The sequence below is a fragment of the Photobacterium japonica genome (genome assembly GCF_050337005.1).
GTDB lineage: Bacteria > Pseudomonadota > Gammaproteobacteria > Enterobacterales > Vibrionaceae > Photobacterium > Photobacterium japonica.
In genome coordinates, this window is the sequence record NZ_JAKJSN010000007.1 from 1 (window position 1) to 25,736 (window position 25,736).

The window sequence follows — 25,736 nt, forward strand, 5'->3', positions numbered from 1 at the left end:
TCGCCAGGCTTCAAATTTAAGATATTTGTTCTGAACGACAGGTATCGGATAAAACGAAAGTTTTATCTCCGTGTGGAGCGGTAGTTCAGTTGGTTAGAATACCGGCCTGTCACGCCGGGGGTCGCGGGTTCGAGTCCCGTCCGCTCCGCCACTTTATTCAGACACAGTTAAGTCTTTAAAACAACTACAGGGGTGTAGCTCCAATTGGCAGAGCAGCGGATTCCAAATCCGCGTGTTGGGAGTTCGAATCTCTCCACCCCTGCCACATTTAAAGCCTCAGCAGAAATGCTGGGGCTTTTTTACGTCTAGTGTTTTGTGGTGGTGAATATTTCTGTCATTGGCAGAGCCGCGGATTCCGCCATACCAACGATCAGCGCGTGTGGGCGTTCGAATCTCTCTACCCCTTACCACATTCAAGGCGCTAGCAGAAATGCTAGCGCCTTTTTCGTTTTTTACACTTAACTGGCAGAGTTGTAGATCTATCGATACCGAGTACTTGCATACTCTGTAAAAAGTGAGAAACGTCATGTAGTGTGATTTTTTACGGATACTGTGAGTGAGTACAAGAAAATGTATTTGCAGTTTGAGTGTGGATCAGTAGTATATTTACATGCACTAGGGGTGTAGCTCCAATTGGCAGAGCAGCGGATTCCAAATCCGCGTGTTGGGAGTTCGAATCTCTCCACCCCTGCCACATTTAAGGCCCTGATCGAAAGATCAGGGCCTTGCTCGTTTCTGGGATTTATAATTTTCGATGTTCTAATAAAAAAGCTTTCGTTTTGCAACGAGAGCTTTTTTGTTTCTGCGGTAAGGGTGTATGACGTTATAGGTTAGCTTTTCAGCATCAACTGATAACCAATAAAGCAGGCGGTAATACTCAGTGTGACGTTGAGTAAGATGTTCAGGCCAGCTTTGATGAAATCCCCTTGCTGCATCAGAATGACGTTGTCCATGGAAAAGGTTGAGAAGGTAGTGAGTGCGCCAAGAAAACCGAGTCCGATTAACGGGCGGGAAGGTACCGCCCCAATCATGCCTTGATTAAGGGCCGACATCATCAGTCCCATAATCAGCGATCCCACCACGTTCACAACGAGTGTGCCGTACGGAAAGCCACGCCCAAACAAGGATACACAGAATTCAGAAATGAGGTAGCGGGAGCAAGCACCAAACGCTCCACCAAGGGCGATTAGTCCCAGAAAAATGAACTGGTTCATTGGGATCTCATTCGATAAGTAAAGAATGCCATACTAATACCATGTTATGACGGTCACTATCACCTTCCGGCTGCGGTATTTTTGCAATCATTGATTGAGTTGTATATCGCCGTACCCACAAGGGTGTAGGCTGACAATTAGGTATAGCATGGCATTTCGCACATTGTTGAGATTAAAGGAGAGAATCATGGCGCTGTATCCCACAATTTTAGTGGCGGTTAACCCTGACGATAATGAAGCTCATCGCTTGGTAGTGAAAGCTGCGGTGGTCGCAGAGCAAAATAACGCCGAGCTGCATGTCGCCTTTGTCGAGCCGGGCATGGGAAATGTGAGTTTTGCAGATGCCGAACTTGAATTGGATGCCGCTCATGAGAGCCTTGAACATAAGCGCCAGCAGCAACTGATGGCATTGTCAGCGCAGTCCCCCTATCACGTGACGGGTATCCATCTCGCGAATGGTGATGTAATCAAGCATTTGATCGCGTTGACGGAGACGTTGGAAGCGAGTTTGGTGATCATCGGTTGCCGTAAGTCCGGCGTGCATTGGTTAGGGGATGTCGGCCATACCTTATCGCAGCATATTCGTGGCGATGTGCTGGTCTGCCAGTAATGAGATAAAATGAGAATGCAGTAGGGTTTGTGGATGATAGTCGGTGAAATCTCCGTTTCGGGTTGATGATGATAAATGGCTAATTTATACTCAATGCTCAACTTGTCGGAGTGCCCATGGGCTGAGACCGCATTGCGGGATCCGTAGAACCTGATCAGGCTAATACCTGCGAAGGGAACAAGAGAAAATTATCTTTTTTGTCATGTGCTTATATGTTGCCTCATACCTTATAAAGCCTGACTGCAGGATCAGATGATGCTATACCCCTACGTGTAGCCTCTTGTTTACGCACCCATCCGTCAAGCAACTTTCCCAAATGGATTAACAGGAAATTGCTATGTCGAATCGCAAACAAGCGAGACTGGAAGCGAAACAATTTATTGAATCATTGACGATTCAACCTTACCCCAATTCGCATAAAGTGTATGTCACGGGTAGCCGCGATGATATTCAAGTGCCGATGCGTGAAATCTGCTTAGCCGACAGTCTGGTCGGTGGCACGAAAGATGATCCCATTCTAGAGCCGAATGAACCCGTGCGGGTGTACGACACCTCTGGTTTCTATACCGATCCTAACCACGAGATTGATATTTACACCGGGTTACCTCAAATCCGTGAAGCGTGGATCACATCGCGCAGTGACACCGAATTGCTCGATGAACAAAGTTCGGCCTACTCCAAAGAGCGCCTATCAGATACTACGCTGGATGATCTTCGTTTTAGTGAACAAGCCCGTATTCGCCGTGCCAAACCTGGCACCAATGTCACCCAGCTACACTATGCCCGTAAAGGGGTGATCACCCCCGAGATGGAATACATCGCGATTCGAGAAAACATGGGGCGTGCCAAATACCGTGATGAGGTGTTAAACCAACAGCACCCAGGCATGGCATTTGGTGCTAACTTACCGGCCGAAATCACCCCCGAATTTGTGCGTCAGGAAGTCGCTGAAGGACGCGCCATTATTCCTGCCAACATCAATCACCCTGAATCTGAGCCGATGATCATCGGTCGCAACTTCCTCGTGAAAGTGAACGCCAACATTGGCAATTCTTCGGTCAGTTCTTCTATTGAAGAAGAAGTCGAAAAATTGGTGTGGTCGACCCGATGGGGGGGCGACACCGTGATGGATTTATCGACCGGCCGTAATATTCATGAAACCCGTGAATGGATCATTCGTAACAGCCCTGTGCCTATTGGGACCGTGCCCATGTATCAGGCGCTGGAAAAAGTGAATGGGGTAGCAGAGAACCTCAATTGGGACGTGTTTCGCGACACGTTGCTTGAACAAGCCGAGCAAGGGGTGGATTACTTCACCATCCATGCTGGTGTGTTGTTGCGTTATGTCCCCATGACCGCCAAGCGAGTGACCGGTATTGTGTCACGAGGCGGTTCCATCATGGCTAAGTGGTGTTTAGCTCACCATAAAGAAAGCTTCCTGTATGAGCACTTCCGCGAGATCTGTGAGATCTGTGCCCAATACGATATCTCCCTGTCACTGGGCGATGGCCTGCGTCCCGGTTCGGTGGCTGATGCCAATGATGAAGCCCAGTTCAGTGAGTTGCGTACCTTGGGTGAGCTGACCAAGATCGCCTGGGAATATGATGTGCAGGTGATGATTGAAGGCCCCGGTCATGTCCCCATGCACATGATCAAAGAAAACATGGAAGAGCAACTCAAGCACTGCCATGAAGCTCCTTTCTATACCCTCGGCCCTCTGACTACAGACATTGCACCGGGTTATGACCACATTACGTCCGGGATTGGCGCAGCGATGATTGGTTGGTACGGCTGTGCCATGCTGTGTTATGTCACCCCGAAAGAACATTTAGGCCTACCGAATAAAGAAGACGTCAAAGTAGGGCTTATCACGTACAAGCTGTGTGCCCATGCGGCAGACTTAGCCAAAGGTCATCCCGGCGCGCAGGTGCGTGACAATGCGTTATCGAAAGCGCGCTTTGAATTCCGCTGGGAAGATCAGTTTAACCTCGGTTTAGATCCTGAAACGGCACGTGCTTACCATGATGAAACCCTGCCGCAAGAGTCGGGCAAAATCGCTCACTTTTGCTCGATGTGTGGACCGAAATTCTGTTCGATGAAAATTTCGCAGGAAGTGCGTGAATACGCCAAAGATTTGGATCAACAAGCCGCCAAAGCGGTAGCTATTGAGGTGATGGACGATTCGGCGGTGGCGATTCAGCAGGCTGGTATGCAGCAGATGTCGGAGACATTCAAAGCCCGAGGCAGTGAGCTTTATCACCCTGCTAAAGAGGATAGCTAATGAACACCATCTGTTTACCCGATCACCTGACGCCGTTGTTGATGCACCTTGAGCCATTATTGGCTGCCGCTGATCATTATCAGCTGGGCGAGCCGGTGCATCTGGCATGGAGTGAATCGGCAGTGGTAGACATGGATGTGGACGGGCGTCGTTTCAGTGTGGCGTTTGACGCGACACAGCCCGTCAATAACGAGGATGGACGATATGTTTACGTGGTGCGTGACCAATGGCTGGCCCCGTACCCGACATTGGCCGAGATCCAGCAGCAAGTTGCCATCTCATCGCACCTTGTGGTGTGTGGCTTGCCGACCGACAGCGGCTGTGTTGATGTGTGGCACCACGACGGTGAAGCGCGTGCGGTGTATTGCCATCATACTGGCGGCAGTGATGCTCAGCGCGCTATGTTGTTGGCCGCCTTAGCATTGGACTATCCCTTAGAGGATGCGGTGACCTTGGCGCGCGCTTATGCGCGTCGGTATGTGTTTGAGACAGACGGTGACGCTGGCGGTACATGGCCAGTGGATCGCCGTTTGTTTCCGCGTCCGTTAACGGCGAATCACGCCGAGGTTGATGCGTTGGGCTGGCAGTATACCGAAGTGGCTGTGGCGGCTTTTGCTCCTGTGGATCGCTCCAAGTTAGCGCTGTATCCCGTGGTCGATTCGGCAGAATGGGTGGAGCAGTTGCTGACATGCGGTGTCATGACTACCCAACTGCGGATCAAAGATCCCCTCGCTCCGGCGTTATCGTCGCAAATTGCCCGTATTGTGGCTGCGGGCTCCTCGCATCAGGCACAAGTGTTTGTGAATGATTACTGGCAACTGGCGATCGATCATGGCGCGTACGGGGTGCATTTGGGACAGGAAGATTTGACCACCGCCGATCTCGCCGCGATTGCGGCTGCGGGTCTGCGTTTAGGCCTCTCAACGCACGGTTACTATGAAATTCTGCGTGCGGCCGAATTCTCGCCGAGCTACATCGCGCTGGGCCATATCTTTCCAACGACCACCAAAACCATGCCGTCCAAGCCGCAAGGGCTCAACCGCTTGGCGCTGTACCATAAACTGATCGGCGACGCGTTCCCCACCGTGGCGATAGGCGGGATTGATTTGTCACGCGTTGAGAAAGTGTGGCGCACCGGTGTTAGCAGTGTTGCTGTGGTACGCGCCATTACCCAAGCCGACGATCCGGCACTCGCGGTCGCTGCATTTCAGCAGGTGTTGGTGCGCGAGCATAAAGGAGTTCCCGACCATGCTCAGTGATCAGGCGTTCTTACGTTACAGCCGACAGATCATGTTGCCGGAGGTCGGCGAGCAAGGACAGGTCAATCTCACACAGGCCAACGTGTTGATTGTGGGAGCCGGCGGTTTAGGTTCGGCAGCTGCGTTGTATTTGGCTGGCGCTGGTGTGGGTCAATTGGTGATTGCTGATGATGATCACCTTGAGGCTTCTAACTTGCCGCGTCAGGTACTTTATCGGGAAACCGATGTGGGCTTGCCGAAAGCCGAGCAAGCCGCCGCACAATTGCGGGCGCTCAATCCGCTCGTGCGAGTACGTGCGGTGAATGCCCGTTTGGCCGCTGAACGTTTAGCCATGGAAGTGGCACAGGCCGATGTGGTGCTTGATTGTTCGGATAACCTGGCAACCCGTCATGCGGTGAACCGTGCGTGTTATGCGACGCATACTCCCTTGATTTCGGGGGCCGCGATCCAGTGGCAAGGGCAGTTAATGGCGTTTGATTTTCGCCACGGTCACGGGCCATGTTACCACTGTGTGTTTCCGTTGGCGGATCAGGCGCAAGACACCCCGCAAAACTGCAGTACCGGTGGGATCATCGGCCCCGTCGTGGGCAATATCGGTACCCTGCAAGCGTTGGAAACCCTCAAACTGCTGACTGGCGCGGGAGAGGGGAGCTTCTCCCGTCTCCAACACTTTGATGGCCTGACCCTGCACTGGCAATCTTTTCATTTCACGCAAGATACGTCGTGCCCGGTGTGTGGCCCGTCCGTGTCAAAAGAGAGCAATGTTGATGTCGACAATTACGTTAAAGGTTAATGATAAAGCCGTGGCGGTACCGGAAGGGCTCAGCATCACGGCGTTGCTGGAACATTTAGGGATGCCGCTACAGGCCACGGCCATCGCGGTGAATGAAGAGATTGTCTCGCGTCCGGTGTGGGAGACAACGGCCTTGAGTGACGGGGATCGTATTGCCCTGTTTCAAGCGATTGCAGGAGGATGAGATGTTAACGATTGCAGATAAAACCTTCTCTTCACGCCTATTCACAGGCACAGGGAAGTACGCGAACCGCCATACCATGGCGTCATCGATTATCGCTTCGGGCTCTGAATTGGTCACTATGGCGCTCAAGCGTGTGGATATCGACAAGCGGGACGATGACATTCTCGCCCCCTTAATCGAAGCGGGGGTGAACCTGCTGCCCAATACGTCTGGGGCGAAGAATGCCCAAGAGGCGGTGTTTGCTGCCAAGTTGGCTCGTGCGGCATTGGGCACCAACTGGTTGAAGTTGGAAATTCACCCGGATCCGAAATACCTGATGCCCGATCCGATAGAAACCCTGAAAGCGGCTGAGATGCTGGTGCGCGAAGGCTTCATTGTCTTGCCATATTGCCATGCCGACCCGGTGTTGTGTAAGCGGCTAGAAGAAGTCGGCTGTGCGGCCGTGATGCCTCTGGGCGCGCCGATTGGCACCAACAAAGGGCTGGCATCGCGTGATTTTCTCGAAATCATCATCGATCAGGCGCGGGTGCCGGTGATTGTGGATGCCGGTATCGGGGCGCCGTCCCATGCGGCAGAAGCGATGGAAATGGGCGCTGATGCCGTCTTGGTAAACACGGCGATTGCTGCAGCTGCCGATCCAATTGTGATGGGGCGAGCGTTTAAGTTGGCAGTGGAAGGCGGGCGCATGGCGTATGAGGCTGGGCTGGCAGGGACGGTGAATCAAGCCATCGCTTCCAGTCCCTTAACGGCCTTTTTGGATCAGCCAGCATAAAGGAGCGTGCGATGAGTTTTGTCGATGTGTGGCAGCGGCTGGAGTGGGACGATATTCGCCTGTCTATCTACAGCAAGACAGCGGCGGATGTGGAGCGGGCCCTGCGCAAGCCCAAGCGCGACTTGGAGGATTTCAAAGCCCTGATCTCACCAGCGGCGGAACCTTACCTTGAGCAAATGGCGCAGCAGTCAGCGGCCCTGACCCGCAAACGGTTCGGTCATACCATGTCTTTTTATGTCCCGCTCTATTTGTCGAACCTGTGTGCCAATGCGTGTACCTATTGCGGATTTTCCATGGAGAACCGGATTAAGCGACGTACATTGAATGTGGCCGAGATTGAGCGCGAATGCGCGGCGATCAAAGCGATGCAGTTTGACAACATCTTGCTGGTGACCGGAGAACATGAGCGCAAAGTCGGGATGGACTATTTCCGTGAGGCCTTGCCCGCGATTAAATCGCAGTTCAGTTATTTGGCGATGGAAGTGCAACCGCTGGATCAGGCCGAATACGCTGAGCTGAAAACCCTCGGGTTAGATGCCGTGATGGTTTATCAGGAAACCTACCATGCCTCGACGTATGCGGAGCATCATCTGCGGGGCAATAAGATGGATTTCCACTATCGGTTGGACACGCCGGATCGCTTGGCCCGTGCGGGGATCGATAAAATCGGTATTGGTGCCTTGATTGGACTGGATGAGTGGCGCACGGATTGCTTCTTTGTCGCGGCGCACTTGGCGTATCTGGAACGCACTTACTGGCAGACCCGTTATTCCATTTCATTTCCGCGTTTGCGCCCGTGTGAAGGGGGGTTGCAGCCGAAATCCATCATGACAGACCCTCAATTGGTGCAGCTGATTTGTGCCTTTCGGTTACTGAATCCGGAAGTGGAGTTGTCATTATCGACCCGTGAATCCGCGCACTTTCGCGATAACGTGTTGCCTTTGGGGATCACGTCTATGTCGGCAGGATCGAAAACCCAGCCAGGCGGGTACGCGGATGGCGAGCCAGAGCTGGAGCAATTTGCGATCAGTGATGAACGCTCTGTGGCCAAGGTGGCGGAAGCGGTCAAGCAGCACGGGTTTGAAGTGGTGTGGAAGGATTGGCATCACGCTTATTCGGGATAACTGCCTGAGTAACGAAGTCAGCATAAAGAAAAACGCCCGTGCAAGACGGGCGTTTTGTTTTACTCTGTTTCTATGTGGCTTGCTGATTTACTGCTCTTGGATGAGCGGCTTAGCGGCTTAGCGGTGCGGTCGCTTGTTCAAGCCATCCCAAGTCGTCGCCTTCAAGGGCTGGGCTGATCGCCGCAAAGACTGTCTCATGGTAGCGGTTCAACCAAGCCAGTTCGCTGTCTGTCATCAAGGCGACGTCCACCAAGCGACGATCAATCGGCGCACGGGTCAGTGATTCAAAGCCCATGACATGTCTGTCGCCCGCGGTTTCAATCTCGACCACCAACTCCAGGTTTTCGATACGAATGCCGAACGCGTCAGCGCGGTAGTAACCCGGCTCGTTAGACAAGACCATGCCTGGTAGCAGTGCCGTTGGGTTGTATACCTTGGCGATACGCTGCGGGCCTTCATGCACACTCAAGAAGTGGCCGACGCCGTGGCCAGTGCCGTGGTCGTAATCAAACCCGTATGCCCACAGATGTTGACGCGCTAAGGCATCCAACTGTGAGCCAGTGGTTCCCGCAGGGAAGCGAGCTGACGCCAAACCAATGTGGCCTTTTAACACCAAGGTAAAGGTCTGCTTCACCTCATCCCCCGGCGTGCCGATCGCGATAGTACGGGTGATATCGGTGGTGCCGTCTGGGTACTGGCCGCCTGAATCCACCAAGTAAACATTGTCCATTTCCAACACGCTTGGTGTCGGTTGGTTCAGGTGGTTGTAGTGACACATCGCGGCGTTGCCGCCTGCCGCGGAGATAGTATCAAAGCTGACATCGGTACAGCTGCTGTCGAGCGTACGGAATTGCCACAGTTGATCGGACAAGGTGCCTTCATCAAGCAGGTTGCCTTGTGCCACTTGGCGATCAACCCAAGCGAGGAATTTTGATACCGCCACGCCATCACGTACGTGACAGGCTATCATGCCCGCGATTTCAGTGGCGTTCTTCGCCGCTTTTGGTAGCAAGCAAGGATCGGCTGCTTCAATCAATGTGGCGTTGGCTGCACGCAGAACCTGACTGGCCCACGCATTGCTGGTGGCCGGATCGACCAACACCGCTTTGCCGCCTAATTGCTGCAGGGCCGCTTCCAAGGCTTCAGGGGCTTGGACGCGTACGCCGTCACCGACATGGTTGGTAAACTCTGCGGGCAGGCGAGCAGGATCGATAAAGAAATCGACGCTGGCATCGGCATGGATGATGGCCGTCGACAGCAGTACAGGCAGGCTTGGGACATCGCTGCCACGCACGTTCAATAGCCAGGCAATGCTGTCGAGCTGAGTCAGTAGCGCGGCATCGGCCTTTTGCTTGGTGACGTTCGCAGCGATTTGCTGGCGTTTATCCGCACTGCTTTGGCCGACAAAATCCAGCCCCATCAGTTTGGCATTTGACAGCGTCGCAGCAGGGCGGTCATGCCAGAATAACTCGATAGGGTTGTCGTCAATGCAGACCAGCTCCAGTTCACTGGCCACCATGGCGGTGTGGCGGGTCAGCCATGCGCTGCTGTGCAGGCGGGCATCAATGGCCACTTTGCTGCCCGCTGGCAGGTGATCCAAGGCCCATTGCATTGGCGGCTCATCAATCAGGTGGCGGTATTCGTAGATGTCGCCCGGGACTTGCTTGCGCACTTGTACCACGTAGCGGCCATCAACAAACATGGCGGCACTGTCGCGCGCGATCACCGCCATACCCGCTGAGCCGGTAAAGCCGGTCGCCCAGTGCAGGCGCTCGTTATGGTCGGGAATGTACTCCCCGAGGTATTCATCTTCGTGGGGGATCAGTAGGGCATCCAGCTGGTTGTCAGTCAACCACTGGCGGATCTGCGCTACGCGTTGTGCGATATTGGTTTGCATGTGCTTTATTCCTTTCACTTGTCACCGTCCCTGTGACGGCATGGATGCCAGCCTGAAGAGTTAACCGTTCCCGTAAAGGCCGCTGTGTAGCCGCATGAAAAGGCTTAACTGTTCAGGCTGATCGTACTACGTTAGCGTGTTTGCTCAGTGGCTGCAATTGGTGGGCAGTGAAATCCTGTTTACAGCGTAGCAACAGCAATGGAACGGGCTGGATTTATCCACTGTGGCCTGATGTGATGCCAAAGGGGGCACTGAAGAGAGAAGGACATGCTGGCGTGGTGAGGGAGGAATTGAGAAAGGATAGTGATATTCCAAAAAGGAAATCGTGACTTGAATATAAACCATTTCTATTCATATCAGGTTCGACGTAGACTGCCGCCATTCTTCACTCGGACACCCCTGAGCCATCACTATGCAATCAAATCCGCAGCCCACTCCCTTATCCTCTTCCGCTGGCCCGACCGGTGCCAAGTTGGTCACCTTGATGGTGATATTGGTGCTTTTCAGCCCATTGGCGATTGATATTTACCTGCCCGCATTCCCTGCGATGGCAGATACCTTTGCCGTGGATACGACCCGCGTGCAAGACACGATTACGTGGTTCATGTTCAGTCTGGGTCTCGGCCAATTGTTAGCCGGGCCTTTAGCTGACCGTTTTGGTCGTCGTCCGATCGCCCTTGGCGGGATCCTGATTTACGGCGTGAGTGCCACGTTGGCGTATATGGCACAAAGCCTCGACATGTTGCTGGTGGCCCGTTTGCTGCAAGGCTTCGGCGCCTGTGCGACGTCGGTGGCGGCGTTCTCAGCGGTGCGTGACAGCTTCGGTCCCGAGAAAAGCGGCCGCATGATCAGCTACCTGAACGGTGCAATCTGCTTTATTCCCGCGTTGGCGCCACTGTTGGGCACGTGGCTGACGCATCATTTCGGCTGGCGCTCAAACTTCAGTTTCATGGCGGGTTTTGCCATTGTCGCCGGTCTGTTGATTGTGCTGCAGTTCAAAGAGACGCGTCCAGCGACCACCGACGTGTCAGGCTCGACGATCAGCTTATCTCGTTACCTGTCGGTACTGCGTGAACCGACCTTCTTGTTCCATGCCTCGCTGTGCATGTTGGCGATGTCCGTGATCCTGGCGTACGTCACTTCTGCCCCAGTGTGGTTGATGATGGAACTGGGCCAAGACATGAACCAATTTACCGTGTGGTTTGGCGTGAATGCCGCCTTGAATATTCTGGCGTGTATGGTTGCCCCGAAATACATGGATCGCTTTGGTTCGCGCACCACTCTGAGCACCGGCTTGCTGATCTTGTTGGTGGCGGGCGGCTTGATGCTGGTGATGAGTCATATTCACGCCGCGTGGGCGTTCATGGTACCGATTTTCCTTTCATCGTTTGGTTTTGCCTTTGTATTGGGCTCCTCGGCCGGTAAAGCGTTGGCGCCGTTTGGTGACCGCGCCGGTACTGCCGCCGCCTTGCTGGGTTTATTCCAGATGAGCGGGGCGGGTGTGATGGTCAGCTTGACCCAGCGTTTGGATCTGACACCACCAAATTTGATGGTGCTGCAAATGTGGCTACTGATCCCGGGGCTGATTTTGCTGTGGAGCCGTTTGGGTCGCCGTTGGCATGCACCCGTTACTGCATAAGGCGCACTACACAGACATCGATAAGTTTCAATAATAAGACGCTTCAGCTCAAAAGGCGCAGGGTCTCGACAACCCGGATACTTCTTTGCCTGCCACGTAAGTGGCAGGCTTTTTTATGTCTGGTGCCGAGCAGAAAGATTACGCAGCAGAAGAGGGATCGGCGGTCGCGTCTTTCTTGTTTTTACTTTTGCCTTTCCATTGCTGGATCACTAAGCCACAGATGATCAGGGCCAAGCCAACCAGCGTTGACGGGTAGATCTGCTCGCCGATAATGGTGGCTAAGAGCATCAGAGAGATAAACGGCGAGATGAAGATCAGGTTGCTGATCCGTGCCGTATTGCGGGTCAGCTTGAGTGCATTGATCCACAACACGAACGTGATCCCCATTTCAAACAGACCCACATAACTCACCGCTGCCCAGCCTTGCCAAGGCACGTCCCCCCAGCCGCCGTGATACAGGCTCAGACCGATCGAAAAGGGTAACGAGACCAAGAACCCCAGAAATACACCGAGTACCGGATCCGCCTGATTTTTGGTATTCAAAATCCAATACATCGCCCACAGCAAGGTAGACAGCAACGCCAGCGCTACGCCCATCGGGCTATCAAACTGCAATGCCATGACATCGCCTTTGGTGGCAATCACGACCACGCCCAGATACCCCAGCAAACAGGCCATCCAATCTTGCTTACGGATTTTCTGCCCAAGGAACACCGCCGCCATCAAGGTTAAGGTGATCGCCCAGCTGTAATTCAACGGTTGTGCTTGTGAGGCGGGCAGCAGCTCATAGGATTTGAACAGTACCAAGTAGTAAGCAAACGGATTAATGAGCCCGAGCAGTAAATAATACAGCGGGCGCGCTAGGAAGGTGCGGCTGAGTAGGTGAAGCTTGCCTTGGTAGAGGGCGATTGCCAACAGCGCCAAAGCGGACACCACACTGGCGGCAACCAGCATTTGTACCGGCGAGAAATAGTTCAGGGTAATTTTAAACGCAGTGGCCACCGTCGACCACAAGAGGACGGCCGATAAGCCGTACCCGAGCGCATAACGTTCGTTCATTGTTCATCCATAATCAAGTGCGACCGGGGCAGCGATGCCACGGGGTGGGATCGGTTAGAAAGTCAGTGTATGCGATTGTCTAAAGGGCGGCTAGCACCTCACAGAGTCAATGTAATATTTTGCAGAACAGCGACTGTTATCCCATGGATTGCGACTGGACATTCATCCAGTATCCCCTTAGCCTTGATAGATGAAAATACGGCGTGATCGCGCCTGAAAAAACAATGAGTCAGGATAAAAAACATGATCAATGAGTGGCTGTCCGGATATGGATGGGTGGTAGTGGCTGGGGTGTCGTGCACGGCACTGGCCAGTGCGATCACCGCATGGGTGATCAACACCCGATGGCAGCAGCAGATCCAACTGTTACAGCAGCAGGCCGACACCGATGTGTGTCTGGCTCAGAGCCGCGAGGAGCACTGCCAAAGCCAATTGCATGAGCGCAACCAAGAGCTGGATGAGATGGACGTGGAGCGCGATCGCCTGACGGCAGAATTGCGCCAGATGCACGGCCGTTTAGCGGCGGCACTCGAAAAAATGCGCCATTTCGAGGCGCTGAAAAATGAAAAAACCTATCTGACCGAACAACTCGAGAATGCCCGTATGGCCAACGCTGGATTGGAAGCGGATTTGCGTGAACAAGAAGCCCGCCACTTTGAAGAGCAAAAAGCCGCAGACGAGAAAATCGCCCTGCTGGAAAATGCCGAAGAGCGCCTACGGATTCAGTTTGAGAGTTTAGCCAACCGCTTGTTTGAGCAGAAAAGCCGTACCGTTGATGAGCAAAACCGGATCAGCATGCACGGCCTGTTGGGCCCGTTGCGTGAACAGTTGGAAGGGTTCCGCAAACAGGTGAATGACAATTTCAGCCAGGAAGCGCGTGAACGTCATACGCTGGTGCATGAGATCAACAACCTCAAACAACTCAATGAACAGATGGCCCGTGAAGCCGTTAACCTGACCCAAGCCCTGAAAGGCGACAACAAAGCGCAAGGGAATTGGGGCGAAGTCGTATTGGCACGCGTCTTGAGTGAGTCAGGCTTGCGCGAAGGCCACGAATACCAAACGCAGGTCAGTTTAGAAAATGAAGACGGCAAACGTTATCAGCCGGATGTGATCGTCCACCTGCCACAAAGCAAAGACGTGGTGGTCGATGCCAAAATGTCACTGGTGGCGTACGAGCGTTACTTCAATGCCGAGACCTTGGCCGAGCAAGAGTTGGCGCTGGGCGAGCACATCGCCTCGGTACGCAGCCACATTCGCGGCCTGAGCCGTAAGGACTACCATCAGCTGCACGGGGTCGAAAGCCTCGATTATGTCTTGATGTTCATTCCGGTTGAGCCCGCGTTTCAGTCGGCCGTTGCCGCCGATCCGCGCTTGATCCGTGATGCGATGGATCAAAACATCATGCTGGTCAGCCCGACCACCTTGCTGGTGGCACTGCGTACCATCAGTAACCTGTGGCGAAACGAGCGCCAGAATCAGAATGCCAAACAGATCGCCGAACGTGCCAGCAAGTTGTATGACAAGCTGCGCCTGTTTGTGACGGACATGGAAGGGGTGGGGGCTTCGTTAGAGAAAGCCAACCAAAGCTACCAAGGGGCGATGAATAAACTGGTGACGGGGCGTGGCAACGTGATCCGCCAAGCGGAAGGGTTCCGCCAATTGGGCGTAGAAGTGAAACGCGATATTACGCCACTGCTGGTGGAGCGAGCCATGTTGGGTGCGGCAGATGTGCCTGAACTCGATAGGCCAAAGAGCGATGTGTCGAAGAGTGAGGCGCCAAAGCATGATGTACCACTGAACGGTGGCCCCAAGAATGACATGCCGGAGATCAAGGTACCGAAGAGCGATACGCCGAATCACCTTGCTGCCTTGTCGACGACGCGTCCGGCGCCAGCACCTGCTGCGCACAGTCAGGTCTTACACCACACCTTGCGCCATGCGGTGCGTTTTGGGGAAGACGGTCAAGTGGCTCAGCATCCCGGCTCGGACGAGGTCGATAAATGATTAAATCTTGGGCTTTGAGCAAAGGACAACCATCAAGTACACTAGGCCGGTAATTGACAAATAGTTAACCATGACGGAATGAACATGACGGACACCACACAAGATACGACCCATTTTGGCTATCGTACCGTAGCCAAGGATCAAAAGGCGGAGCTGGTCGCGGAAGTTTTTCACTCTGTTGCCGCCAAGTACGACATCATGAACGATCTGATGTCGATGGGGGTTCACCGGGTCTGGAAGCGATTTACTATCGATTGCAGTGGTGTACGCCGCGGTCATAAAGTGCTGGATTTAGGCGGCGGTACCGGCGATCTTACTGCGAAATTCTCCCGTATTGTGGGTGATGGCGGACAAGTGATCTTAGCCGATATCAACAACTCCATGCTGAAAGTGGGTCGCAGTAAACTGCGAGACTTGGGCGTGGTCGGCAATGTCGGTTACGTGCAGGCGAATGCCGAAGAGTTGCCGTTTCCGGATGACTTTTTTGACTGTATTACCATCAGTTTCTGTTTACGTAACGTGACCGATAAAGACAAAGCCTTACGCTCGATGTACCGCGTACTGAAGCCGGGCGGCCGCTTACTTGTGCTGGAATTTTCCAAGCCAATCCTTGAGCCGTTGTCGAAAGTGTACGATGCGTATTCGTTCCACCTGTTGCCAAAAATGGGTGAAATCATTGCCAACGACAGCGAAAGCTACCGTTACCTGGCGGAATCGATTCGCATGCATCCTGACCAAAATACGCTGGAAAGCATGATGCAAGACGCCGGTTTCGAGCAAACCAATTATTACAACCTGACGGGCGGCATTGTTGCCTTGCACCGTGGTTATAAGTTCTGAGGATCCTATGCCGGTTGATGCGTTAGTCACGGGGGCGATTGAGACCTCACTCAACACCCTGATCAAAGAAGACGAAGACAGCCAACGCCGTCTCGCCCGTCTGCGTGGCAAGATCATCCGCGTCAAGCTCAATGAGTTTGGCAAGCAGTTGGTGTTTGTTTTCAGCCAGCAGATTGATGTGCTGGGTGCGTACGAGGGTGAGGCCGATTGCGAATTGGCATTGAACCTCTCGGTATTGCCAGAATTGCGCCAGCAAGCCAACTTGACCCAGCTGATCAAAGCCGACAAGTTATCGATTGATGGGGATGTGCAGTTGGCACAACAGTTCTCGACGTTGCTGAGTGGCCTGAAGCCGGACGTGGAAGAGAAGCTGTCTCATTACACCGGTGATATCGTCGCCCATACGTTAGTCAGTGGAGCCAAACAAGGCGTACGCTGGGTACAAAAGGGTGTCGAGCGTCATCAACGTTACGTGGCCGAAGTGATCACCGAAGAGTGGAAACTGGCGCCGCAAGCGTTGGAAATCGCCTATTTTGCCGATCAAGTGGATGACTTGAAGAGTGACGTGGCCCGCTGTGAAGCCCGTTTGAACCGTTTACTTGAGCAGAGCGCCTCATGATTGCGTATGCCGAATTAAAACGGCTTTACCAGATCACCGCCGTGCAATTACGCTACGGATTGGATGAACTGCTGCCTGACGACCCACGCTTGCGTTTGCCGAAAACGGCGCGCCGTGGTTTGTACTGGCTCAAGAACCAACATCCCGAGAAACCCTTGGGTGAGCGCCTGCGTTTAGCCCTGCAAGAGCTCGGGCCGGTGTGGATCAAATTCGGTCAGATGATGTCGACCCGTCGGGATCTGTTCCCGCCGCACATCGCAGACCAATTGGCCTTGTTGCAAGATCAGGTCGCGCCGTTTGATGGCAAGTTGGCCAAGCAGCAAATGGAAGCCGCGTTAGGCGGGCCATTGGAAACCTGGTTTGATGACTTTGATGAAACGCCGTTAGCGTCTGCGTCCATCGCGCAGGTGCACACTGCCACCTTGCGTGAAAATGGGGCAGAAATTGTCCTCAAGGTGATCCGTCCCGACATTTTGCCAGTGATCCAAGCCGACATTAAGCTGATGTACCGCATGGCCAGTTTACTGTCCAAAATGCTGCCAGAAGCGCGCCGTTTGCGCCCGATGGAAGTGGTGCGTGAGTACGAGAAAACCTTGCTCGATGAGCTGAACCTGATGCGTGAAGCTGCCAACGGGATCCAGCTGCGTCGCAACTTTGAAGACAACCCGATGCTCTACGTGCCAGAGGTTTACACCGACTTAAGTCGAGAAAACCTGTTGGTGATGGAGCGTATTTACGGGATCCAGGTGTCGGATGTTGACGCATTGATCGCCAACGGCACCGATATGAAACTGCTATCAGAAAATGCCGTCACCATCTTTTTCACACAGGTGTTTCGTGACAGCTTCTTCCATGCAGATATGCATCCGGGGAATATTTTTGTCGCGCGGGAAAATCCACAAAATCCGCAGTGGATAGCGTTAGATTGTGGTATTGTCGGCACCCTAAACCGGGAAGATAAGCGTTATTTGGCCGAAAACCTGCTGGCGTTTTTCAATCGCGACTACCGCAAAGTGGCGGAATTGCACGTCGATTCAGGCTGGGTACCGAAAGATACCAATGTCGATGAATTCGAGTTTGCCATTCGCACGGTGTGTGAGCCGATTTTTGAAAAGCCACTGGCAGAAATCTCTTTTGGGCATGTATTGCTGAATCTGTTTAATACCGCGCGTCGCTTCAATATGGAAGTGCAACCGCAACTGGTGTTACTGCAGAAAACCCTGTTGTACGTAGAAGGGCTTGGTCGTCAGTTGTATCCGCAGCTTGATCTGTGGGACACCGCCAAACCGTTCTTAGAAGACTGGATGTCGCGTCAGGTCGGCCCGCAAGCCGTGATTGATGGAGTCAAAAGCCGTGCACCGTTCTGGGCTGAAAAGCTGCCGGAATTGCCGGAATTACTCTATGACAGCTTGCGTCAGGGCAATACGCTGAATCAGCGGATCGATACCCTCTATGATCATTTCATGGAGAATCGCCGCCATCAGGGCCAGGCACGGTTCCACTTTGGCATTGGTGCAACGTTGGTTGTATGTTCTGCCATACTTTTGAGTAATCATATGGACACTTATGCAGCCGGCTGTGCTGTAACGGGTATCACGTTTTGGTTACTTGGGTGGCGTGCTTGTCGCAAATAGGCGGTAAAGTGAGCGCCCGACACAAAAAACGTTTTGTTATCAACCACAATAAGCTGAGGTAAAACAAGCATGGGTGGTATTAGTATTTGGCAATTGCTAATCATTGCACTGATCATTGTGCTTCTATTCGGAACCAAAAAACTACGCAGTATGGGTGGTGATTTGGGTTCGGCGGTCAAAGGCTTCAAAAAAGCGATCAGCGATGATGAGCCAGCCGCGAAGAAAGACGCCGAAGCTGACGCAGACTTCGATCAGAAGAAACTGACTGAACAGCAGCAGACTGAGCAGGCTCAAAAGAGCCAAAAAGACAAAGAGCAGGTTTAACGCGTGTTTGATATCGGGTTCTGGGAATTAGTACTGATCTCCGTCGTGGGATTGGTGGTACTGGGGCCGGAACGCCTACCTGTCGCGATCCGTTCGGTATCGCGTTGGGTAGGAGCTGCTCGGAATATGGCGAACTCAGTGAAGGATGAACTGTCGCAGGAGCTAAAACTCCAAGAGCTGCAGGAAAACCTGAAAAAAGCTGAGCAAATGGGGATGAAAGATCTCTCGCCTGAGCTAAAGGACTCTGTTGACGAGCTGAGAAAAGCAGCGGCAGACGTACAGCGTCCTTATGCAGAGAAAAAAGATGAGCAGCCCTCGGTGACGACCTCTCACAAGCAGGATTAAATTACATCACTATGTCTACCGTTGAAGATACGCAACCGTTATTCAGCCATTTGATTGAGCTGCGTAACCGTCTATTGCGTTCCATTCTGAGTGTCATTGTGGTTTTTCTTGGTCTGGTTTGGTTTGCCAACGACATCTATACCTTCTTGGCCGCTCCCTTGGTAGAACGTCTACCAGAAGGGGCGACCATGATCGCAACGGATGTGGCTTCACCATTCTTTACACCAATTAAGCTCACCTTGGTGACCTCGGTTTTTGTTGCTGTACCCATGATTTTGTATCAGGTTTGGGGCTTTGTCGCACCGGGTTTGTACAAGCATGAGCGCAAGCTGATCATGCCGTTGTTAGCATCCAGTTCGCTGCTGTTTTATGCCGGCGTCTCGTTTGCTTATTTTGTGGTTTTTCCGCTGGTCTTTGGTTTCTTTACCAGCATCGCCCCCGAAGGGGTGGAAGTGGCCACCGATATCGCGAGTTATCTCGATTTCGTTCTCGCGTTGTTTATGGCGTTCGGTATTGCGTTTGAAATTCCGGTGGCCATTCTGCTGCTGTGTTGGACCGGTGCGACTGATCCACAGAGCCTGCGTGAAAAACGGCCTTACATCATCGTCGCGGCGTTTGTTGTCGGTATGTTGTTGACTCCGCCTGATATCATCTCGCAAACCCTGTTGGCGATCCCAATGTGTTTGCTGTTTGAAGTGGGCTTGTTCTTCTCGAAATTCTACGTGCGCGATCACGAAGAAGAGGAAGACGAAGACATCGACTAAACCACGATGTAGAACGATAAAAAAAACCGGCCAAGGCCGGTTTTTTTGTGTCTGTTATTTGTCGCCTGTGAGCAAGCCTATCAGAAGAAGATGTGACCCATCAGCGCAATCACAGGCAGTGTCACCAAGGTACGCAGGATGAAGATCATGAACAGCTCCCACGGTTTCACTGGGATTTTACTGCCGATCAACAGTGCACCAATTTCTGACATGTAGATCAGCTGGGTTACTGACATCGCCGCAATCACAAAGCGGGTTAAATCGCTCTCAATGCCAGAGGCCAAAATCGACGGCAGGAACATATCCGCAAAACCCACCACAATGGTTTCAGACGCCGCAGCGGCATCCGGGATCTGCAATAACTCCAAGTATGGGATAAACGGCAGACCCATCAGGCTGAAGATCGGCGTATTCTCGGCAATCATCAATGCGGTAGTACCGATCGCCATCACCACGGGTAGCACACCGAAGATCATGTCAGCGGCATTTTTGATGCCATCCACCATCACGGCACGCAGGCTGGTGACTTCATTGGCTTTCGCCAGCGCTTGTTCCAGACCAAAGCTTACCACCGTGTGGCCAGCAGGCACCGCTTCAAGATCTTCTGTTAATGGCGTGCCATCAATGAAGCGATCTTTTTTCCAAGACAGTGGCGGTAAACGCGGCACGATCACCGCTGCTGCCAAGCCCGCCAGACATACCGTCAGGTAGAACGGGGCAAACATGTGTTCCAAGTTCACCTGCGCAATCACCACCAAGCTAAAGGTGATCGACACCGCCGTAAAGGTGGTACCAATGACTGCCGCTTCACGCTCGGTGTAGATCTTGCTTTCATACTGCTTGCTGGTCATCAACACGCCCACACTGCCATCACCCAACCAAGAGGCGATACAGTTCACCGCAGAGCGGCCTGGCAGGTTAAACAGCGGACGCATAATGCGAGTAAATAGTGCGCCAACAAACTCCAACAAGCCGAAGTTCAATAGCAAAGGCAGTAGCAAACCCGCGAACAGGAACACCGAGAACAGCACTGGCAATAGGTCATTCAGCACTAAGCCGCCCGTTGCGCCATCGCGGATCATCTCTGGGCCCACGCCGAAATACGTCAACAGCACGAACAACGCGCCCAGCTGCTGGACAATGAACCAAGGCAGTGACGGGTTCAGCAGGCCACTGAAAAAATGGCTCTTCAAAATGGCCTGTGGCTTGAAAATTTTGGTCACAATGGTCGCAGCCGCCGTCAGGCTGATCATGCCCGTGACCATCGTGGTCAGTGAGCCTTCAAACAACGCCTGCACCGATTTGGCCAGTATCGCGATAGGAATGGTTAACGAGTCTTGATAGTTAATGGGCGCCATAAACAAGAACACACCCAACAAAGAAGGGAGCACGAACATGAGCCAATTGGCAGGTGTAGGGCGCTTAACAGCGAGGGTTTGCTCTTGCATAGATCATCCAGTCAGTAACAGCATAATAAATTGACTATTCAACAAGTTTTATAACCATTCGCTACTAAAGTAGGAATGGGAAGGCGAATACTACAGGTAAAACCCAAGGGGTGGAATAGTAAATCGCGGAATGTGCTTTTTTATGCGAAATGAGTGCAAGAATACCCGTGATTGAGATTAATCATTCACTCGTGACTTCTTTATTGGGTGTGTTTATCGCCATTTAAGCTATTGATTGTGAGTGGCTTGTGCGTTTGTAAAGCGTGAACGTGCGGGGAGGCGGAGTGGTGAATAGGCGGGTGATGCTGATCAATAGTGATAGGATGGTGAGTTACAGGCTGACACGGTAAAAATGGGAAACCGGTTTCAATAATGAAAGAGACTGGGGTCTTGCATCGGATTGCGCGCAAGGAGTCGTTATACTGCGATGTTTTCTTTCACATGTAAGGAATGCATGTGAGCGCGGGCTTAGGAGAGCGTATGCAATTGTTCGGAAAGGTTGTGGTGTTTATCACAGTGTTGTTGTCATTCATCAATACGATGTCAAAGAGCCCATCGGTAAATGCCTGGTTAAACGGTGAATCGCGTGATCTTAGTTTTGGCTATGTAGCGTTAGTTTTTGCAATCATCGTAGGGGTCTTCATCGCCTTGTTGGGTTTGGCGATTTGGTTATCAAAAATTCTTAAGCCTGCGCAGGACGAAATCAATAAAAAGAAAGAACTTATTCGAGCTTATCAGCAAAACGATTCCGACCAAACAAAGAAATAGCACAGTATGAAATGGAAAAGAAAAGGGAAGCCACTGCTTCCATTTTTTATATTCAGTGTTGTAACGGTTACTGAACGACAACAAAAAATGGGGAAACGGGTTGAAGGCATGATAGAAGATATCCTCGATGTGGTGATCTGTCCGCGAAATTAAAAATATAGATTGATATATTGCAAAACGCATGGAAAGCGTGGCGCATAATCATACACACAAGGAGGTTCATCATGATCATACATAAACCGTGTTGCCAAATTTTTGGTAGAGGATTTTATTGGTTAGCCGTTATGTTTCTCGTGTTTTTATCTTCTATGGTACAGGCTGATTCAACTTTTTCGGATGATGCATTTAAATCCAATGATGTTAAACATGTTTTAGATTTTGTTAAATCACAAGGATTAACTGAAAATCCAGGAGTTTTTATTGAAGGAATAAATGCTAATTCTATACCTAGATTGCCATTCTATAATTTAAATAGAAAACATAAATTAGTCACCTCAAGAGTGGAGCTTTCAGGAAAAGGAGAATATTACTTTTCTAGGTACAGATATTATATGATTCTGAACCAATTACATGAAATAACGCATTTAAATTTACCRATTAACAAGTCATTTCATGCAAGTTTCTTTTCAAAATTAAATAGTTTGAAGTTTTTAGGTTTGGATGTCATGACGGAACAGGATGTAACTATTGACTTAGCTAATAACAATAACCTGAAAGAACTATATTTATCAAGAGGTGTAATATCTAATTYAATACTTCCTATAGATAGTAACCTCGAGTTGATAGGGACACTATCTGGCGATTATAAATCCATGTCAAATGTTGAAAAGCAAAGTAAGTTAAAAGTGTTGGCAGTGAATTCCGATGTGAAAAATATTGAGAGATTAAGTGTTAATAATCCGATGGAATATTTAAGCTTTTCTGGGGAAGGTGTTTTGGATATAGACCCATCAAAGTTCACTAGTTTATATTATCTATATATTTCAGATGGGGTGACTGTCAGTGAATTTAACCCAGGTAATCTCAGGAAGCTAAAATCATTAATACTTGGCGATAAGGTTTATGTCGGAAACATTAATGTTCCTCCTTCTTTAGAGTTGTTTGAATTTTCTGGACAGGTTAATTATAAAATACCTAACTTGTCTAAACTAACAAAACTTAAAGATCTTATAATAGAGCGAACACGAATTGATGAAATTTCTGGTCTAGATAACCTTGTTAATCTTGAGCGTTTGTATTTTTCACGAAATCCTATTAAGAAAATGAGTGGGTTGGAAAATTTGAAAAATTTGGTTGAACTAACAATTGAACAAGGTGAAATTAGTCACATTGAAAATGTTGATAAATTAAATAAATTAKAAAAGTTATCATTGGATATGAATAATATTGAGCGAATAGAAACCTTATATTTACCTTCTTCACTAAAATCCATTAGCCTTTACGGAAACGATATTAAAGTTGTTGATATGTCATTGTTAGATGAGCTTCCAAATGATAGTTTCTGGATGGGGTCTGATGCTGTATTCAAGAATAGCACTCCAGAGAGGATGAAAAAAATAGATAACCTTTACTAATGTATTGACTTGTTGAATTCACGAGAGTCTTTTGTCTATTTTATATCGAACGAAAAAAGGGAAGCCACTGCTTCCCTTTTGTGTATTTGATGCCTGAATGCTCAGTGCATTCACTTATCTACGCTGCGATCAACGCATAGTCACAAACTCTTCCGAGCCCGTTGGGTGGATAGCGACAACAGAGTCGAAGTCTGCTTTGGTTGCGCCCATCTTCATTGCCACACCGAAGCCTTGGATCATTTCATCGACGGTGTAGCCGATGCCGTGTAAGCCTACGACTTTCTCGTCGTCACCCGCACAGACCAGCTTCATTTTGCATGGCTGACGGTGCGCAGTTACCGCGGTGTACATCGCGGTAAAGCCCGATTGGTACACTTTCACGTTATCTTCGCCGTACTGGGCAATGGCATCTTGCTCAGTCAGGCCAATGGTGCCGATAGGCGGGTGGCTGAATACCACGGTAGGGACGAGGTTGTAGTCCATCTTCGCGGTGGTTTTGCCGTTGAACAGACGCTCAGACAATTGACGACCCGCTTTAACGGCGACTGGCGTTAACTCGATGCCGCCTTCCATGATGTCGCCGACACAGTAGATACCTTCAACGTTGGTCTGCTGGTATTCATCGACCTTGATGTAGCCACGTGCGTTGGTTTCAACACCGGTCGCGGCAAGGTTGATTTTGTGCGTGCTTGGGTGACGACCGATCGCCCAGATCAACACGTCAGTGTTGTGGCTCTCGCCGTTTTCAAAGTGCAGAGTGATAGAGCCGTCAGCTTCTTTTACCACTTCTTTAGGGACAGAGTGGGTGTGCAGTGTTGGGCCTTCTGCATTCATCACTTCCACCAAGGTATCGATGATCATCGGATCAAAGCTACGCAGTGGCGACTCTTTACGTACGAACAGGTGGGTGTCAGTACCCAGTGCGCTCAGTACGCCCGCGATTTCTACTGCGATGTAACCGGCACCCACAACGGCGGTGCGTTTTGGTTGCGCGGTCAGTTCAAAGAAACCGTTCGAGTCGATACCGTGCTCAGCACCCGGTACGTTCGGGATCGTTGGCTCACCGCCGACGGCGATCAAGATGTGATCCGCGGTGTAGTGCTCGCCGTTTACTTCAACCGTTTTTGCATCCACGAAGGTCGCAAAGCCGTTGATCACTTCAATCTTGTTGTTGCCCAGTACGTTGTCGTACGCGGTGTGGATGCGGCTGATGTAGGCTTCACGGCTTTCCACCAACTTGCTCCAATCAAAGCCTTTTACATCGACATCAAAGCCGTAGTCTTTGGCATACAGGTGCATCGCTTCTGCGATTTGCGCGCCGTGCCACATCACTTTCTTCGGCACACAACCGACGTTGACACAGGTACCGCCAAGGGCTTTGGCTTCCACCAATGCCACTTTTGCACCATACATAGCCGCACGGTTAGCTGAGGCAATCCCGCCGCTGCCACCACCGATACAGATGTAATCAAAATGCTTCGCCATGACTTTACTCCAATGATTTTATTAATTTGGCTGTTATACCCAAGTTATCTCAAGAGACTGGATTCAGAGTGAGTTCAGCATCTTGAGATAGCTTGGGTCTAGTAGTGTAATCAAGAACGGAGTGAGTTACGAGTGGGGCAGATCGAGAAAATACGAATATAAAAAAGGCGAGGAAATCCCCGCCGTTATCATGCTTTTGAGCGATTGGCTCTGGTGTGTATCCCGTATTACTCCGGGACGATCCATTCCACTTTGTGATGGCCGTGCGTCGGTGCAATGGCTTGCTGCAGCCAAGGCAGAATCGTCTGCATCTGGCTTTCCAGTGTCCACGGTGGGTTGATCACAATCATGCCCGAGGCGGTCATACCGCGCTCTTCCGTGTCTGGTTCAACACCCAATTCGATTTGCAAAATCTTGCGGATCCCCAAATCTTTCAGGCCTTTTAGCATCTTGTCGATGGTCTCGCGGTACACCACTGGGTACCAAATCGCGTACGTGCCAGTCGCCCAACGCTTGTAGCTTTCATTGATGGCTTTCACCACGTCCATATACTCATGCTTGAGCTCGTACGGTGGGTCAATCAACACCACGCCACGGCGCTCTTTCGGTGGCAGGCTGGCTTTCAGACGCGCAAAGGCATCTTCTTTGTAGATTTTTACTTGGCGATCGCCACGAAATTCTTGCAGTAACAACGGGAAATCACTTGGGTGCAGTTCCGTGAGTACCATGCGGTCTTGCTCACGGATCTGTGCGCGGGCGACTTTCGGTGAGCCTGGGTAGTAACGCAGCTCGTCGCTGTCGTTCAATACCGTGATGGCGTCAAGGTAGCTTTTGAGATCTGCCGGAATGTCATCGCGGCCCCAAATACGGGCAATACCTTGTTTGAACTCACCGGTTTTCTCGCTGCGTTCGTCTTGCAAATCGTAGCGGCCGACCCCGGAGTGAGTATCGTGGTATACAAAGGGTTTATCCTTTTGCTTGAGGGCATCAAGGATCAGGCTCTGGACAATGTGCTTGACCACATCGGCATGGTTGCCGGCGTGAAAACTATGGCGGTAGCTCAGCATGGCTGGGATCTCGACAGAAAGAAGTAATG

Annotated in this window: 22 protein-coding genes, 3 tRNA genes, 1 pseudogene and 1 riboswitch; of the genes and pseudogenes, 20 read left to right on the forward strand and 6 right to left on the reverse strand. The window is 51.4% G+C overall.

Annotated elements, in window-relative coordinates:
* Positions 1–74: 74 nt before the first annotated feature.
* The 3 genes from L4C36_RS00470 (at position 75) to L4C36_RS00480 (ending at position 694) form a co-directional block, all read left to right on the forward strand.
* Positions 75–151, forward strand: a tRNA-Asp gene (locus L4C36_RS00470).
* A 37-nt stretch (positions 152–188) separates the two neighbouring features.
* A tRNA-Trp gene (locus tag L4C36_RS00475) sits at positions 189–265 on the forward strand.
* Between the two features lie 352 nt (positions 266–617).
* Positions 618–694, forward strand: a tRNA-Trp gene (locus L4C36_RS00480).
* Between the two features lie 136 nt (positions 695–830).
* Here L4C36_RS00480 and crcB read toward each other — a convergent pair.
* On the reverse strand, positions 831–1,214 hold the full coding sequence (crcB, locus tag L4C36_RS00485) for a fluoride efflux transporter CrcB (RefSeq protein WP_428475823.1): 384 nt from the start codon (positions 1,212–1,214) through the stop codon (positions 831–833).
* Positions 1,215–1,401: 187 nt separating this feature from the next.
* Between crcB and L4C36_RS00490 the strand changes: the two genes are divergently transcribed.
* The 7 genes from L4C36_RS00490 to thiH all read left to right on the forward strand — a co-directional run bounded on the left by L4C36_RS00490 (position 1,402) and on the right by thiH (position 8,237).
* On the forward strand, positions 1,402–1,824 hold the full coding sequence (locus L4C36_RS00490) for a universal stress protein (RefSeq protein WP_428475824.1): 423 nt from the start codon (positions 1,402–1,404) through the stop codon (positions 1,822–1,824).
* Positions 1,825–1,920: 96 nt separating this feature from the next.
* Positions 1,921–2,018, forward strand: a riboswitch (TPP riboswitch).
* A gap of 143 nt (positions 2,019–2,161) precedes the next feature.
* The gene (gene thiC / locus L4C36_RS00495) at positions 2,162–4,105 is read left to right on the forward strand and encodes a phosphomethylpyrimidine synthase ThiC (RefSeq protein WP_428475825.1); all 1,944 of its coding nucleotides are present in this window, start codon (positions 2,162–2,164) and stop codon (positions 4,103–4,105) included.
* Positions 4,105–5,364 (forward strand): thiamine phosphate synthase, encoded by a 1,260-nt coding sequence (thiE, locus tag L4C36_RS00500; protein ID WP_428475826.1) that lies wholly within the window; start codon positions 4,105–4,107, stop codon positions 5,362–5,364. The genes thiC and thiE overlap by 1 nt, the downstream gene beginning before the upstream one ends.
* Positions 5,354–6,157, forward strand: a complete 804-nt coding sequence (locus L4C36_RS00505) for a HesA/MoeB/ThiF family protein (RefSeq protein WP_428475827.1) — start codon at positions 5,354–5,356, stop codon at positions 6,155–6,157. The genes thiE and L4C36_RS00505 overlap by 11 nt, the downstream gene beginning before the upstream one ends.
* Positions 6,132–6,341, forward strand: a complete 210-nt coding sequence (gene thiS / locus L4C36_RS00510) for a sulfur carrier protein ThiS (protein WP_428475828.1) — start codon at positions 6,132–6,134, stop codon at positions 6,339–6,341. The genes L4C36_RS00505 and thiS overlap by 26 nt, the downstream gene beginning before the upstream one ends.
* 1 nt (position 6,342) lies before the next feature.
* Entirely contained in the window at positions 6,343–7,113 is a 771-nt protein-coding gene (locus L4C36_RS00515) for a thiazole synthase (protein WP_428475829.1), read from the forward strand.
* Positions 7,114–7,124: 11 nt separating this feature from the next.
* Positions 7,125–8,237 (forward strand): 2-iminoacetate synthase ThiH, encoded by a 1,113-nt coding sequence (thiH, locus tag L4C36_RS00520; RefSeq protein ID WP_428475830.1) that lies wholly within the window; start codon positions 7,125–7,127, stop codon positions 8,235–8,237.
* A 109-nt stretch (positions 8,238–8,346) separates the two neighbouring features.
* Here thiH and L4C36_RS00525 read toward each other — a convergent pair whose 3' ends face one another.
* Positions 8,347–10,134, reverse strand: coding sequence for an aminopeptidase P family protein (locus L4C36_RS00525; protein ID WP_428475831.1), 1,788 nt, complete (start codon positions 10,132–10,134; stop codon positions 8,347–8,349).
* A 412-nt stretch (positions 10,135–10,546) separates the two neighbouring features.
* Between L4C36_RS00525 and L4C36_RS00530 the strand changes: the two genes are divergently transcribed.
* Complete coding sequence (locus L4C36_RS00530) at positions 10,547–11,773, forward strand: multidrug effflux MFS transporter (RefSeq protein ID WP_428475832.1); 1,227 nt, start codon at positions 10,547–10,549, stop codon at positions 11,771–11,773.
* Positions 11,774–11,911: 138 nt separating this feature from the next.
* Here L4C36_RS00530 and L4C36_RS00535 read toward each other — a convergent pair whose 3' ends face one another.
* On the reverse strand, positions 11,912–12,832 hold the full coding sequence (locus tag L4C36_RS00535) for a DMT family transporter (RefSeq protein WP_428475833.1): 921 nt from the start codon (positions 12,830–12,832) through the stop codon (positions 11,912–11,914).
* Positions 12,833–13,075: 243 nt separating this feature from the next.
* On the opposite strand from L4C36_RS00535, the pseudogene rmuC reads away from it, so the two are divergent.
* The 7 genes and pseudogenes from rmuC to tatC all read left to right on the forward strand — a co-directional run.
* A pseudogene (gene rmuC / locus L4C36_RS00540) lies at positions 13,076–14,545 on the forward strand (DNA recombination protein RmuC); the annotation flags it as partial.
* A gap of 378 nt (positions 14,546–14,923) precedes the next feature.
* Positions 14,924–15,679: a bifunctional demethylmenaquinone methyltransferase/2-methoxy-6-polyprenyl-1,4-benzoquinol methylase UbiE gene (gene ubiE, locus L4C36_RS00545; protein WP_428475834.1), complete on the forward strand. Its 756-nt coding sequence runs from the start codon at positions 14,924–14,926 to the stop codon at positions 15,677–15,679.
* A 7-nt stretch (positions 15,680–15,686) separates the two neighbouring features.
* Complete coding sequence (locus L4C36_RS00550; RefSeq protein WP_428475835.1) at positions 15,687–16,298, forward strand: ubiquinone biosynthesis accessory factor UbiJ; 612 nt, start codon at positions 15,687–15,689, stop codon at positions 16,296–16,298.
* A complete protein-coding gene (gene ubiB, locus L4C36_RS00555; protein ID WP_428475836.1) occupies positions 16,295–17,932 on the forward strand; it encodes a ubiquinone biosynthesis regulatory protein kinase UbiB in 1,638 nt (545 codons plus the stop codon). The genes L4C36_RS00550 and ubiB overlap by 4 nt, the downstream gene beginning before the upstream one ends.
* Before the next feature lie 69 nt (positions 17,933–18,001).
* Entirely contained in the window at positions 18,002–18,256 is a 255-nt protein-coding gene (tatA, locus tag L4C36_RS00560; protein WP_428475837.1) for a Sec-independent protein translocase subunit TatA, read from the forward strand.
* Between the two features lie 3 nt (positions 18,257–18,259).
* Entirely contained in the window at positions 18,260–18,601 is a 342-nt protein-coding gene (gene tatB, locus L4C36_RS00565; RefSeq protein ID WP_428475838.1) for a Sec-independent protein translocase protein TatB, read from the forward strand.
* A gap of 11 nt (positions 18,602–18,612) precedes the next feature.
* Positions 18,613–19,365 carry a Sec-independent protein translocase subunit TatC gene (tatC, locus tag L4C36_RS00570; protein ID WP_428475839.1) on the forward strand — a complete coding sequence of 251 codons (753 nt, stop codon included), beginning with the start codon at positions 18,613–18,615 and terminating at the stop codon, positions 19,363–19,365.
* An 80-nt stretch (positions 19,366–19,445) separates the two neighbouring features.
* Here the strand turns inward: tatC and L4C36_RS00575 are convergent, their stop codons facing one another.
* Positions 19,446–20,813 carry a YjiH family protein gene (locus L4C36_RS00575; protein WP_428475840.1) on the reverse strand — a complete coding sequence of 456 codons (1,368 nt, stop codon included), beginning with the start codon at positions 20,811–20,813 and terminating at the stop codon, positions 19,446–19,448.
* Between the two features lie 456 nt (positions 20,814–21,269).
* Here L4C36_RS00575 and L4C36_RS00580 point away from each other — a divergent pair, with 456 nt between their 5' ends.
* Together L4C36_RS00580 and L4C36_RS00585 are read left to right on the forward strand one after the other, a co-directional pair.
* The gene (locus L4C36_RS00580) at positions 21,270–21,581 is read left to right on the forward strand and encodes a hypothetical protein (protein ID WP_428475841.1); all 312 of its coding nucleotides are present in this window, start codon (positions 21,270–21,272) and stop codon (positions 21,579–21,581) included.
* A gap of 224 nt (positions 21,582–21,805) precedes the next feature.
* Positions 21,806–23,155, forward strand: coding sequence for a leucine-rich repeat domain-containing protein (locus tag L4C36_RS00585; RefSeq protein ID WP_428475842.1), 1,350 nt, complete (start codon positions 21,806–21,808; stop codon positions 23,153–23,155).
* A gap of 129 nt (positions 23,156–23,284) precedes the next feature.
* Here the strand turns inward: L4C36_RS00585 and gorA are convergent, their stop codons facing one another.
* Together gorA and L4C36_RS00595 are read right to left on the reverse strand one after the other, a co-directional pair.
* Entirely contained in the window at positions 23,285–24,640 is a 1,356-nt protein-coding gene (gorA, locus tag L4C36_RS00590) for a glutathione-disulfide reductase (RefSeq protein ID WP_428475843.1), read from the reverse strand.
* Positions 24,641–24,867: 227 nt separating this feature from the next.
* Positions 24,868–25,707: a 23S rRNA (adenine(2030)-N(6))-methyltransferase RlmJ gene (locus L4C36_RS00595; protein ID WP_428475844.1), complete on the reverse strand. Its 840-nt coding sequence runs from the start codon at positions 25,705–25,707 to the stop codon at positions 24,868–24,870.
* Between the last annotated feature and the right edge of the window lie 29 nt (positions 25,708–25,736).

Excerpts from the sequence above, each read along its gene's own strand:
- crcB (WP_428475823.1), bottom strand. The coding sequence starts at position 1,214 with ATGAACCAGTTCATTTTTCTGGGACTAATCGCCCTTGGTGGAGCGTTT.
- ubiB (WP_428475836.1), top strand. The coding sequence starts at position 16,295 with ATGATTGCGTATGCCGAATTAAAACGGCTTTACCAGATCACCGCCGTG.
- thiS (WP_428475828.1), top strand. The coding sequence starts at position 6,132 with ATGTCGACAATTACGTTAAAGGTTAATGATAAAGCCGTGGCGGTACCG.
- tatA (WP_428475837.1), top strand. The coding sequence starts at position 18,002 with ATGGGTGGTATTAGTATTTGGCAATTGCTAATCATTGCACTGATCATT.
- tatC (WP_428475839.1), top strand. The coding sequence starts at position 18,613 with ATGTCTACCGTTGAAGATACGCAACCGTTATTCAGCCATTTGATTGAG.
- thiH (WP_428475830.1), top strand. The coding sequence starts at position 7,125 with ATGAGTTTTGTCGATGTGTGGCAGCGGCTGGAGTGGGACGATATTCGC.
- L4C36_RS00505 (WP_428475827.1), top strand. The coding sequence starts at position 5,354 with ATGCTCAGTGATCAGGCGTTCTTACGTTACAGCCGACAGATCATGTTG.
- thiC (WP_428475825.1), top strand. The coding sequence starts at position 2,162 with ATGTCGAATCGCAAACAAGCGAGACTGGAAGCGAAACAATTTATTGAA.
- L4C36_RS00575 (WP_428475840.1), bottom strand. The coding sequence starts at position 20,813 with ATGCAAGAGCAAACCCTCGCTGTTAAGCGCCCTACACCTGCCAATTGG.
- L4C36_RS00550 (WP_428475835.1), top strand. The coding sequence starts at position 15,687 with ATGCCGGTTGATGCGTTAGTCACGGGGGCGATTGAGACCTCACTCAAC.
- ubiE (WP_428475834.1), top strand. The coding sequence starts at position 14,924 with ATGACGGACACCACACAAGATACGACCCATTTTGGCTATCGTACCGTA.
- L4C36_RS00530 (WP_428475832.1), top strand. The coding sequence starts at position 10,547 with ATGCAATCAAATCCGCAGCCCACTCCCTTATCCTCTTCCGCTGGCCCG.
- L4C36_RS00535 (WP_428475833.1), bottom strand. The coding sequence starts at position 12,832 with ATGAACGAACGTTATGCGCTCGGGTACGGCTTATCGGCCGTCCTCTTG.
- gorA (WP_428475843.1), bottom strand. The coding sequence starts at position 24,640 with ATGGCGAAGCATTTTGATTACATCTGTATCGGTGGTGGCAGCGGCGGG.
- L4C36_RS00490 (WP_428475824.1), top strand. The coding sequence starts at position 1,402 with ATGGCGCTGTATCCCACAATTTTAGTGGCGGTTAACCCTGACGATAAT.
- L4C36_RS00595 (WP_428475844.1), bottom strand. The coding sequence starts at position 25,707 with ATGCTGAGCTACCGCCATAGTTTTCACGCCGGCAACCATGCCGATGTG.
- L4C36_RS00525 (WP_428475831.1), bottom strand. The coding sequence starts at position 10,134 with ATGCAAACCAATATCGCACAACGCGTAGCGCAGATCCGCCAGTGGTTG.
- L4C36_RS00515 (WP_428475829.1), top strand. The coding sequence starts at position 6,343 with ATGTTAACGATTGCAGATAAAACCTTCTCTTCACGCCTATTCACAGGC.
- thiE (WP_428475826.1), top strand. The coding sequence starts at position 4,105 with ATGAACACCATCTGTTTACCCGATCACCTGACGCCGTTGTTGATGCAC.